Origin of the sequence: Clostridium sp. JN-9, from assembly GCF_004103695.1 — a bacterium.
GTDB lineage: Bacteria > Bacillota > Clostridia > Clostridiales > Clostridiaceae > JN-9.
Window position 1 is genome coordinate 1,122,976 of sequence record NZ_CP035280.1, and the last position, 11,204, is coordinate 1,134,179.

An 11,204-nucleotide genomic window follows, 5' to 3' on the forward strand; every position below is an offset into this window, starting at 1 on the left:
TAAGAGGTAAGAGATTTTTTGAGGTAAGAAGTAAGAAGTAAGAGGTAAGAGGTAAGAGATTTTTTGAAGGAGATAAACTATGAAGGGTTTAATTAATAACTTAGATGTATTGGGGTGTCAGTGCACATTGTATCTGCCGCCAAGTTATCAGATTCAGTGTGGAAATTATTCTGTGGTATACATGAATGGAGAAAATGATATATCTGAAATAATGAAAATCATTGAACCTGACTTTAATGTGGAATGTGAGGAATTTTTAGTTGTGGATGTTCATTCAGAAAACTGGGGCAGTGACTATACACTTTTAAAGAACAGCTTCAATCTGAAAATGTTATACTACAGTGGAATAATGGAGGACATTTTGCAGAAATACCTGAAAGGTTTCGAAAGGCCATTACATGGCTTATGCAATACCCTAATAAGCTTCAATAAATATTCATTAGTATTAACTACTGTATTTGTTTTTGCATAAAAAATGCATGCTTAGGTAAGAACTAAACGTAAGGAGTAAGGGTTTATACTAGGAGGTAAGGTTATGAAATTTGAAGCTTTTTTTAAGGGAATAAAAAATGCAAATGAAGCTGTTGATAAGCTTAAAGGCCAGGGTATTGAAGCCTATTCGGATATAAATGATCACTATCAGATGAATACAGATGTAAGACCAAAGGAAGAAAGTTTTTTTTCTACCACCAGCAACTCAGATTTGGTTCTTAATGCAGGCTCTCCAGATGGAAATACAGGCAGATCACCATTGCTGGCGGCAAGTCCAATGGTAAGCGGCATGGGAGACTTTGAAGAAATTGTAGATATTAAATATAAGGTTATCATAAATACTGATGATAATAACAAACAAAAAGCCAAAGACATAATAAAATCCTTAGGCGGAACTATGGAAAGCCCAAATATAAATATCCAAAAGCATGTAAAGGATATAGATCTTTCTAAAGCAGATCCAAAGTTTTTAAAGGATTTAGAAGAGTAAAATGCAAATGAATCTACGGTTTCCGTTTTAGAGTGTAAAACATCGATAAAAACAGCAATAATATTTGAGGATATTATTGCTGTTTTTATTGTACGTATTATTAAATATATTAAATAAATTGTTACAGCAATAATGCCTGCTGCAATTAACCAGCTAAGGACATAAAATAAATACATACATATCCTCATGTTTTATTTTTGTGTTTATGATACCATATATTGTAATGTATGTAAATGGATAGTGCTAATTAATTAGATTTACATTCTCAATATATGGTAATATAATAAAACTGTAAAGGAATACAATATATGTAAGACGTGCTTATTTTATATGGGGGTGATATTAATGGAATTATTAAAAACAAATTATTTAACAAAAACCTATGGCTTTGGGGAAACTGCAGTTAAAGCACTTAAACCAACTGACTTAGTTATTCAAAAAGGTGAATTTACTGCTATTGTAGGACCTAGCGGATCAGGTAAAAGTACTCTTCTGCATTTATTAGCAGGACTGGACAAACCATCAGCAGGTCACGTGTATATTAACGATATTGATATTTATTCTATGAAAGAAAAAGAGTTATCAAGATTCAGAAGAAGAAATATAGGTTTTATCTTTCAATTCTTTAATTTAATTCCTATATTATCTGTAGAAGAAAATATCAAACTACCACTTTTAATGGACGGTAAAAAAGTGGATGAGGATTATATTAATGAACTAATGGAAACTTTAGATATTAAGAATAGAAAAACTCACTTACCAGGGGAGATATCCGGCGGGCAGCAGCAGAGAGTTTCCATAGCAAGGGCATTGGCAAATAAACCATCAATCATATTTGCAGATGAGCCCACAGGAAACTTAGACAGTAAAAACAGTAAAGAAGTTTTAAGCTTACTTACCAAATCTATAAAAAAATATAATCAGACTCTGGTTATGATTACTCATGACCCTCAAATAGCTTCCTGTGCAGATAGAATTATAACTATATGTGATGGAGAAATTATGGAGGACAAGAAGGTGAATTAATGAAAAGTTTCTGGGGGCTGATTCCAAGGAATCTTATTAAAAATAAGAAAAAGATTGTATTTATTGCGGTAGGTTTAATATTATCAACTTCCTTGATTATTTCTTTAAGTATAATGCTTGACACTTTGAAAAGTTCCTCCTATAAACGTATGTTGGATATTTGTGGTGGAGACTATGATGGAACATTTTATTCCTGGAATAAAAATGCTTTAGAAAATTTATATAAAGATCCTTTGGTAAATAAAATATCAACTTATGTAAACTTCGGAACTTATCAAGTACCTAATTCTAAGTACATTTTAGAGGTAAATGGGTATGATAAAAACATATCAGAACTGGTTAATTTCAAACTATTACAAGGAAGATACCCTCAAAATAATAATGAAATAGCAGTTCAAGATTGGATATTAGATGCTATGCCTAAAAAATATAAAATAGGGGACAAAATTAAATTAAACTTAACTATAGGCAAGTTTGAAAAAGTTAATGAAGAAAAAGAGTTTACATTAACAGGCATTTTCCAATATAAAAGTAACTATCAACTAAAAAACACAGGATTAGCATATATACCTAAAGGTTATGCTGAAGTTGTGGTACCGACAAAAGAGAGATTATATAGTGGATATTTAAATTTAAAACCAGAATTGCCTTTGAAAGAAAGTTTTATGAAATTACCAGCAACTAATAATTATGAAAAAATAGAATTTTACATGAATTATGATAAATTAAGTTTATTACAAGCATATAAGACTATCGATTTTGTTAGTATAATTTTATATATAGTAATAAGTATTGTAGCAAGTGTAATAATTTACAACATATTTAATATGTCGGTTACAGAAAGAACAAGGGAATTTGGTATGCTGAGAGCTATAGGTGCTTCATCATCAAATATCAAGATGTTAGTGCTAGGTGAAGGATTAACATTAGGCTGTATATTTATATCATTAGGAATTATCATTGGAAACTTTGTAGTTAAAAACATTATTATTCTTATATCAGGATATAATGATTTTAGTGGAATAATGAATATACCTAAAAGCGGCATTATAGCTTCTTTTATAATAGGTTTTTTAACTATAATAATGGGTACTTTTTTCCCAGCTAAAAAAGCTTCTAAAATATCTCCAATAGAGGCTATTAATTCAAATAATAATTTACAATTAAAAGGTAAAGATATAAAGAAAAATTCACATATAAAAAATATAATAAATAAAAACTTTGGATTCACAACAGATATGGCATATTTAAATTTAAATAGAAATAAAAAAAGATTTATAACTACTGTGATTTCATTGAGCATTAGTATAATAATGTTTATGCTTGTAAACTATTTAATTAATTGTGCAGATCCTATAAATGGCATCAAAGCTAAAATGGGAGGGGACTTCGTAATAACCTCAGCGCAGGATCAACCCAAATATGCCTTATCAGATAAAGATTTAAGTGATATTAAAGATATAAATGGTATAGACAAAATAGTTAATGAGAAAAGACTTACTTCTTTAATGGAAGTACAAAAAGATTCAGTTACTAGTGATGGAGTAAAATTTCTTGCTAAAGCCAGTAAAACATCACAAGCAGAAAAGATTAATTTTGAAAGCCAGCATTATAAGTTTAAAGTAGAAGTGGCAGGTTATACATTGGAAGATTTAGATAGCCTTAAAGATAATATAATACAAGGGGAAATTGATAAAAATAAGATGTTAAAAGAACCAGTAGCTATTTTAGGTCAAAATTTAAATTATGGTAATTACACTAAACTAAAAGTGGGAGATAAAATAGAATTAAGTTATCCTGTTTATAACAAGGATGGAGGATTTGACCGTTATAAAAGTGAAACTTTTACTATAGGTGCTTTGCTAAAGGATAATTTTAATACTACTGATCAACAAATCAATAATGTAATAATTGTAAGTGATAAAGTTGCTGAAAGATACCTTAATATTAAAGGATATCAAAATGTAAAAATTAACCTAAGTAAAAATGCAGATTAGTATGAAGTTGAAAAAACTTTAAAACAAAAGTTGAAGGAAAATGGTGCTCTTACTTTAGTGTCATATAAAGAAGCATTAGAAAAAGCTAAAAAAAATAATTTGCAGCGTTCACTAATAATGTATAGTTTTGTAGTTGTAGTAGCTGTAGTAAGTATTGTTAATTTGTTTAATATTATGAGTATGAATTTATTACTAAGAAAAAAAGAAATAGGAATGCTTAGGGCCATAGGTTTTGGAAATGATGAAATTAAAAAAATGATACGTACGGAGGGAATATTTTATGGTATAGTTTCAGGATTTTGGGGAACAGTCTTAGGGACAGTAATATCCTTTGCAATTTTTATACTTGCAAGAAAATCCCTTACTCAAGGAATGGCGTGGAATTTTTCTGCAATTACAATAATAATACTTTTCTTAGTAACCATAGTTGTTTGCCTACTTTCATCTATGAATGCATCTAGAAGAATATTTTCTTCTAGTATTGTAGATTCAATAAGATGCAACGAATAAAAGGGAGTCATTAAATGAAAAGTTCAATATATCAAATTAAAAAAGTAAGAATTGTATTAGTTGATAGCGGAATAAATGCTGCAGAAAACAATTTAAATAATTCCTTAATTGATGAAATTGGAATAAATTTTGATACTAGCATGAATGTAATAGAGAGATCAAAACCCATAGTTGAAAACGACCATGGAACAGTAATTGCTGAAACAATTAAATCTATATGCAATAGTGTTGAGTTTATTAGTATTAATATTCTGGATAAAAATTTAACTACTAATGGAATAATACTTCTAGCAGCATTAAAAAAGGCAATGTCATATAATCCTAATATAGTCCATTTAAGTTTAGGAACAACAAAACTTAAATATTGGTTTAAATTAAGAAAAATAACTAAAACCTTAAATAGAAACAATGTAATAATTGTTTCTGCAGCTGAAAATAATGGAAGAAAAAGTTATCCTGCATATTTGAAACATGTTGTAGGTGTAAAGGGAATAAATTTAAAAAACGATGAATTCTACTATAATAATAACTTTTTTTATTCTCCATTACATTTACCTGATGTTATAATCAATTCTAATGAAAAGTATAAGCATATTTGCGGAAATAGTATATCAGCTGCATATATAACAGGGCACATCAGTAATATTATTTTGAAATTAAATATTAAAAAGAATAATGAGATTTTAGATTGCTTGAAAAGTGAGGGAATGAAAAATTATAGAAATTATAATAAGTAGTTATCCACATTCCTAGTTATGTTTACATTCCCGGTATATGGTAATATAATAAAACTGTAAAGGAATACAATATATGTAAGACATGTTTATTTTATAGAGGGTGAATTAATGAAAAGTTTCTGGGGGCTGATTCCAAGGAATCTTATTAAAAATAAGAAAAAGAATGCATTTATAGCAATAGGCATAGTTTTGTCTATGTGTTTAATTATATCTTTAAGCATAATGCTTGATACGCTTAAGAAGTCTTCCTATGAACGCACTATAGATAATGCTGGTGGAGCATATGATATATGGGTTTCCAGTACAAGTGCAGATAATGTAAATCTATTCAAAAAAGATCCTATCTTTACAAAAATATCAATTTGTGAAAATTTAGGGCTGTATCAAGTGCCTGATTCTAACTACACTTTAGAGATAAATGGCTATGATAAAAATATTCCGGATTTTATTAATATGAAATTGCAGCAGGGAAGATATCCTGAAAATGATAATGAAATAGCAGTGCAGGACTGGATATTGGATAAATTACCTCAAAAGTACAAAATAGGGGATAAAGTAAATTTAACTTCAACTTTGTCATATAAGAATTCAAAGGGTGATAATGAAGAATTTAAAGTTGAAAACCAACTTATATTAGTAGGTATATACAAAAGTAATAATATAAGCGGAGGAAAAAATAAAGCAACTGCTTATGTAACTAAAAAGTATGTAGAATCTAAAATACCCCCTCTATTAATTAAATATGGTGGATATTTCATGGTAAATCCTAAATATTCTATAGGGAAGAGCATTGAAATATTAAGATCAACTAATGAATATATAAAAGTACCCTTTAGTGAAAATAGTTTAAAAGCATATTTGTTACAAGCATTTAAGGGTATAGACTATGTCAGCATAGTTCTATACACAATTATAGGTGTAGTAGCAGCCGTAATAATTTACAATATATTCAATATTTCAGTTACTGAGAGGATTAAGGAATTTGGAATGCTAAGGGCAATAGGAAGCTCGCCTGGTCAAATTAAAATGCTTATTTTAGGGGAAGGATTAATTTTAGGCTGTATATTTATACCAATTGGAATAATTCTAGGCAACTTTATAGTTAAAGGTGTAATATCGTTAACCTCTGGTTATAAAAATTTCAGCGGCATAATGAACATTCCTAAATTGGGAATTACAGCTTCTATTATAGTAGGCTTTTTAAGTATTATAATGGGAACTTATTCTTCTGCCAGAAGAGCATCAAAAATATCTCCTATAGAAGCAATAAGCTCAAATAGTAATTTGAAACTCACAGGCAGGAATATAAAGAAGCAGCTTCAAAGGAAAAGCTTTATGGGTAAATTATTTGGATTTACAGCAGATATGGCATATTTGAATTTAAATAGAAATAGAAAGAGATTTGTTACCACAGTAGTCTCGCATAAGTATAGTAATGTTTTTTACTGTAAGCTATTTAATTAACAGCACTGATCCAATACAAAATTTAAAAAATGAGATAGGTGGAGATTTTAGTGTATCTGTGGTAAGTGATTCAAAAAAAGATTCAATATCAGATAATGATATTCAGGAAATTAAAAATATAAAAGGTATAAGTAAAATAAGTAGGCAAAAAAGTATGTCAATATATATTACTGTACCAGAAGAAAAAGTAACTAAAGATGGCATAAAGCTGGTACAAAATAAAGGTGAAAAATCACCTGATGTAAAGCAGCAGCTTGAAAAACATATATTCAGGTTTAATGCAGCTGTATATGGATACACTGATGAGGATATAAATTCTATGAAAAAATATGTAGTTCAAGGAAAGATAAATACAGAAAGTATGGATAATGAATCTATTGTAATTTTAGCTCAAAATTTAAATTACAGTAACAATACTAAAATAAATGTAGGAGATAAAATATCATTATATGATTACCGTAATGGTAATGAAAAAAACTTTACTGTTGGAGCGATTTTAAGTAAAGGTTTACCTATATCAAGTTCAGGAACAGAAAATATAGTCATAATGAGTTCAAAAAATGCAGAAAAGTACATGTTTTTAAACGGATATCAGGATGTGAAAATAAGTTTAAGCAAAAATGCAGATTATGACCAAGTAGAAAAATCATTAAAGGATAAATTGAAAGGCAATAGATCAGCTAAGATTACATCTTATAAGGAGGAATTAGAAAAGACTAAGGAAAGGAATTTGCAGACATCACTGATAACTTACAGTTTTGTAATTGTAGTAGCTATAGTCAGCATAATAAATTTGTTCAATATTATGAGCATGAATGTAATGCTTAGAAAAAGAGAAATTGGCATGCTTAGAGCCATAGGCTTTGAAAATAACCAGGTGAAAAAAATGATAAGGTTTGAGGGAGGATTTTATGGAATAGCTTCAGGACTTTGGGGGGCAGGACTTGGAGTAATCTTTACCTACTTATTGTTTCTGGTATCCAGAAGGGAACTTACTGACGCAATGACATGGAGTTTTCCTGCTTTAACTGTTGTAATATCACTTTTAGCCACTATATTTATTTGTCTATTGGCTTCCATGAATGCATCTAGGAGATTGTTTAGTTCAAGTATTGTGGATTCTATAAGGGGTAATGAGTAAATAATAATTTTATTATATTATAAAAATAACCACTCATAATATGCAATAAAGTGTTAAAATGTAAATATAAGTAAAAGGTATTGAGAGGGGATTCTAAAGTGGAATTATTAAAAACAAATTATTTAACAAAAACCTATGGATTTGGGGAAACTGCAGTTAAAGCACTTAAACCAACCGACTTAGTTATTCAAAAAGGTGAATTCACTGCTATTGTAGGGCCTAGCGGATCAGGTAAAAGTACTCTTCTGCATTTATTAGCAGGACTAGACAAACCATCAGCAGGTCATGTGTATATCAATGATATTGATATTTATTCTATGAAAGAAAAAGAGTTGTCAAGATTTAGAAGAAGAAATATAGGTTTTATCTTTCAATTCTTTAATTTAATTCCTATATTATCTGTAGAGGAAAATATCAAACTACCACTTTTAATGGATGGAAAAAAAGTGGATGAGGACTATATTAATGAACTAATGGAAACTTTAGATATTAAGAATAGAAAAACTCACTTACCTGGAGAAATATCCGGCGGGCAGCAGCAGAGAGTTTCCATAGCAAGGGCATTGGCAAATAAGCCATCCATTATATTTGCAGATGAGCCCACAGGAAACTTAGACAGTAAAAACAGTAAAGAAGTTTTGAGCTTACTTACCCAATCCATAAAAAAATATAATCAGACTCTGGTTATGATTACTCACGACCCTCAAATAGCTTCTTGTGCAAATAGAATTATAACTATATGTGATGGAGAAATTATGGAGGACAAGAAGGTGAATTAGTGAAAAGTTTCTGGGGACTGATTCCAAGGAATCTTATTAAAAATAAGAAAAGGAATGCATTTATAGCAATAGGTATAATTTTATCTATGTGTTTAATTATATCTTTAAGCATAATGCTTGATGCATTTAAGAAGTCTTCCTATGAAAGTGCCATAGATGTCGCTGGTGGAGCATATGACATATGGGTTTCCAGTACAAGTGCAGATAATGTAAATGATTTTAAAAAAGATCCCATCTTTACAAAAACATCAATTTGTGAAAATCTTGGGCTGTATCAAGTGCCTGATTCCAATTACATTTTGGAGATAAATGGCTATGATAAAAATATTCCGAATTTTATTAACATGAAATTGCAGCAGGGAAGATATCCTGAAAATGATAATGAAATAGCAGTACAGGACTGGATATTGGATAAATTACCTCAAAAGTACAAAATAGGGGATAAAGTAAATTTAACTTCAACTCTGTACTATAAAAATTCAAAGGGAAATCGTGAAGAACTAAAAATTGAAAACCATCTTAAATTAGTAGGTATTTATAAAAGCACTAATATAGATGGCGGTAACAATAAAGCAACTGCTTATGTAACTAAAAAATATGTAGAATCTCAAATACCCTCTTTATTAATTAAATATGGCGGATATTTTATGGTAAATCCTAAGCATTCTATAGAAGAAAGCTTTGAGGCATTAGCATCAACAAATGAATACAGCAAGGTGCCATTTTCCAAAAATGAATCCAAGGTAGAATTAGTACAATCATTTAAAATTATAGACAATGTCAGCATATTGTTATATATAGTTATAGCCATAGTAACAGCTGTAATAATTTATAATATATTTAATATTTCAGTTACTGAAAGGATTAAAGAATTTGGAATGTTAAGAGCTATAGGAAGCTCGCCTGGTCAGATTAAAATGCTTGTGTTATGGGAAGGAATAATTTTAGGCTGTATATTTATTCCCATAGGAATAATTCTAGGCAGCTTTATTACTAAAGGAATAATTGTATTTGTTTCTGGATATAAAGATTTTAGCAGTATAATGAGTATTCCTAAATCAGGCATTATATGTTCCACTGTTATAGGCTTTTTAAGTATTTTCATGGGAACTTATTCTTCTGCCAGAAGGGCTTCTAAAATATCCCCTATAGAGGCAATAAGTTCAAATAGTAATTTGAAACTTACAGGCAGGAATATAAAGAAGCAGCTTCAAAGAAAGAGTTTTATGGGTAAATTATTTGGATTTACAGCAGATATGGCATATTTAAATTTAAATAGAAATAGGAAAAGATTTGTTACCACAGTAGTTTCTTTAAGCATAAGTATAATAATGTTTTTTATTGTAACTTATATATTTAACTGCTATGATCCAATACAAAATTTAAAAAAACAAATAGGTGGAGATTTCAGCGTATCTGTACTAAGAAATTCATCAAAGGATTCATTGACAGATAAAGATATTAAAGACATTGAAAATATTAATGGTATAAGTAAAATAAATAAGCAAAAAAGCATGTCATCATTATATATGAAATTACCTGAACAAAAAGTTACAGGCAGTGGTATAAAGTCAGTACAAAGTGAAGCTGAAAAATCACCTTTTGTAAAGCAGCAGCTTGAAAAACATATATACAGTTTTAATGCAACTTTATATGGATACACTGATGAGGATATAAGTTCTATGAAAAAATATGTGGTGCAGGGAAAGATAAATACAGCAAGTATGGATAATGAACCTGTTGTAATTTTAGCTCAAAATTTAAACTATAGAAACAATACTAAAATAAATGTAGGAGATAAAATAACACTATATGATTACCATTATGGCAATGAAAAGAGCTTTACCGTGGGTGCAATTTTAGATAAAAATTTACTGACACTTGATAAAGTAATAGAAAATATAGTTCTAATGAGCTCAAAAAATGCTGAAAAATACATGGCTTTAAATGGATATCAGGAATTGAAAATAAGTTTAAGCAAAAATGCAGATTATGATGAAGTAGAAAAATCATTAAAGGATAAATTGAAAGGAAACAGATCCGTTAATATAACATCTTATAAGGATGAATTAAAAAATACTAAGAAAATGGATTTACAAACATCATTAATAGCTTATAGTTTTGTAATTGTAGTGGCTGCAGTAAGTATTATAAATTTATTTAATATTATGAGCATGAATGTAATGCTTAGAAAAAGAGAAATTGGAATGCTTAGAGCCATAGGTTTTGAAAATAACCAGGTGAAAAAAATGATAAGGTTTGAGGGATGGTTTTATGGCATAGCCTCAGGACTTTGGGGTGCTGGACTTGGATCAGTATTTACCTTTTTGATATATATAACACTTAGGGGGCGCCTTGTTGCAGGAATGACATGGAAATTTCCTGTTACCTCTATATTAATTGTTTTTGTATTTACTACACTTATGTGTTTATTGGCTTCTATGAATGCATCAGGAAAATTATTTGATTACAGCATTGTTGATTCTATTAGGGGAAATGACTAAATAAATTTAGGGAAAAGTAATTATGATAGTGATATCATAGTTACTTTTCTTTTTTTGCAGAATA

10 protein-coding genes are annotated in these 11,204 nt (G+C 29.2%); all 10 read left to right on the forward strand.

Going from position 1 to position 11,204, the window contains the following annotated elements; all coding sequences use genetic code 11:
- The first annotated feature begins 79 nt into the window (after positions 1-79).
- The 10 genes from EQM05_RS05375 (at position 80) to EQM05_RS05420 (ending at position 11,140) form a co-directional block, all read left to right on the forward strand.
- On the forward strand, positions 80-472 hold the full coding sequence (locus EQM05_RS05375; protein WP_128749084.1) for a hypothetical protein: 393 nt from the start codon (positions 80-82) through the stop codon (positions 470-472).
- 63 nt (positions 473-535) lie between these two features.
- Positions 536-982 (forward strand): hypothetical protein, encoded by a 447-nt coding sequence (locus EQM05_RS05380; protein ID WP_128749085.1) that lies wholly within the window; start codon positions 536-538, stop codon positions 980-982.
- Between the two features lie 345 nt (positions 983-1,327).
- Positions 1,328-2,008: an ABC transporter ATP-binding protein gene (locus EQM05_RS05385; RefSeq protein WP_128749086.1), complete on the forward strand. Its 681-nt coding sequence runs from the start codon at positions 1,328-1,330 to the stop codon at positions 2,006-2,008.
- Positions 2,008-4,005: an FtsX-like permease family protein gene (locus EQM05_RS05390; protein WP_128749087.1), complete on the forward strand. Its 1,998-nt coding sequence runs from the start codon at positions 2,008-2,010 to the stop codon at positions 4,003-4,005. The genes EQM05_RS05385 and EQM05_RS05390 overlap by 1 nt, the downstream gene beginning before the upstream one ends.
- 30 nt (positions 4,006-4,035) lie before the next feature.
- Positions 4,036-4,515, forward strand: a complete 480-nt coding sequence (locus EQM05_RS05395; RefSeq protein ID WP_128749088.1) for an ABC transporter permease — start codon at positions 4,036-4,038, stop codon at positions 4,513-4,515.
- 14 nt (positions 4,516-4,529) lie between these two features.
- Positions 4,530-5,252, forward strand: coding sequence for a S8 family serine peptidase (locus EQM05_RS05400; RefSeq protein WP_128749089.1), 723 nt, complete (start codon positions 4,530-4,532; stop codon positions 5,250-5,252).
- 108 nt (positions 5,253-5,360) lie between these two features.
- Positions 5,361-6,716, forward strand: coding sequence for an FtsX-like permease family protein (locus EQM05_RS05405; protein ID WP_128749090.1), 1,356 nt, complete (start codon positions 5,361-5,363; stop codon positions 6,714-6,716).
- Entirely contained in the window at positions 6,688-7,857 is a 1,170-nt protein-coding gene (locus EQM05_RS05410) for an FtsX-like permease family protein (RefSeq protein ID WP_128749091.1), read from the forward strand. The genes EQM05_RS05405 and EQM05_RS05410 overlap by 29 nt, the downstream gene beginning before the upstream one ends.
- Positions 7,858-7,955: 98 nt before the next feature.
- Positions 7,956-8,636 (forward strand): ABC transporter ATP-binding protein, encoded by a 681-nt coding sequence (locus EQM05_RS05415; protein WP_128749092.1) that lies wholly within the window; start codon positions 7,956-7,958, stop codon positions 8,634-8,636.
- A complete protein-coding gene (locus EQM05_RS05420; RefSeq protein WP_128749093.1) occupies positions 8,636-11,140 on the forward strand; it encodes an FtsX-like permease family protein in 2,505 nt (834 codons plus the stop codon). The genes EQM05_RS05415 and EQM05_RS05420 overlap by 1 nt, the downstream gene beginning before the upstream one ends.
- Positions 11,141-11,204 lie beyond the last annotated feature (64 nt).

What these genes read in the sequence shown, in the direction of transcription:
- EQM05_RS05400 (WP_128749089.1), top strand. Translation starts at nt 4,530, where the DNA reads ATGAAAAGTTCAATATATCAAATTAAAAAAGTAAGAATTGTATTAGTT.
- EQM05_RS05385 (WP_128749086.1), top strand. Translation starts at nt 1,328, where the DNA reads ATGGAATTATTAAAAACAAATTATTTAACAAAAACCTATGGCTTTGGG.
- EQM05_RS05405 (WP_128749090.1), top strand. Translation starts at nt 5,361, where the DNA reads ATGAAAAGTTTCTGGGGGCTGATTCCAAGGAATCTTATTAAAAATAAG.
- EQM05_RS05410 (WP_128749091.1), top strand. Translation starts at nt 6,688, where the DNA reads ATGTTTTTTACTGTAAGCTATTTAATTAACAGCACTGATCCAATACAA.
- EQM05_RS05375 (WP_128749084.1), top strand. Translation starts at nt 80, where the DNA reads ATGAAGGGTTTAATTAATAACTTAGATGTATTGGGGTGTCAGTGCACA.
- EQM05_RS05380 (WP_128749085.1), top strand. Translation starts at nt 536, where the DNA reads ATGAAATTTGAAGCTTTTTTTAAGGGAATAAAAAATGCAAATGAAGCT.
- EQM05_RS05390 (WP_128749087.1), top strand. Translation starts at nt 2,008, where the DNA reads ATGAAAAGTTTCTGGGGGCTGATTCCAAGGAATCTTATTAAAAATAAG.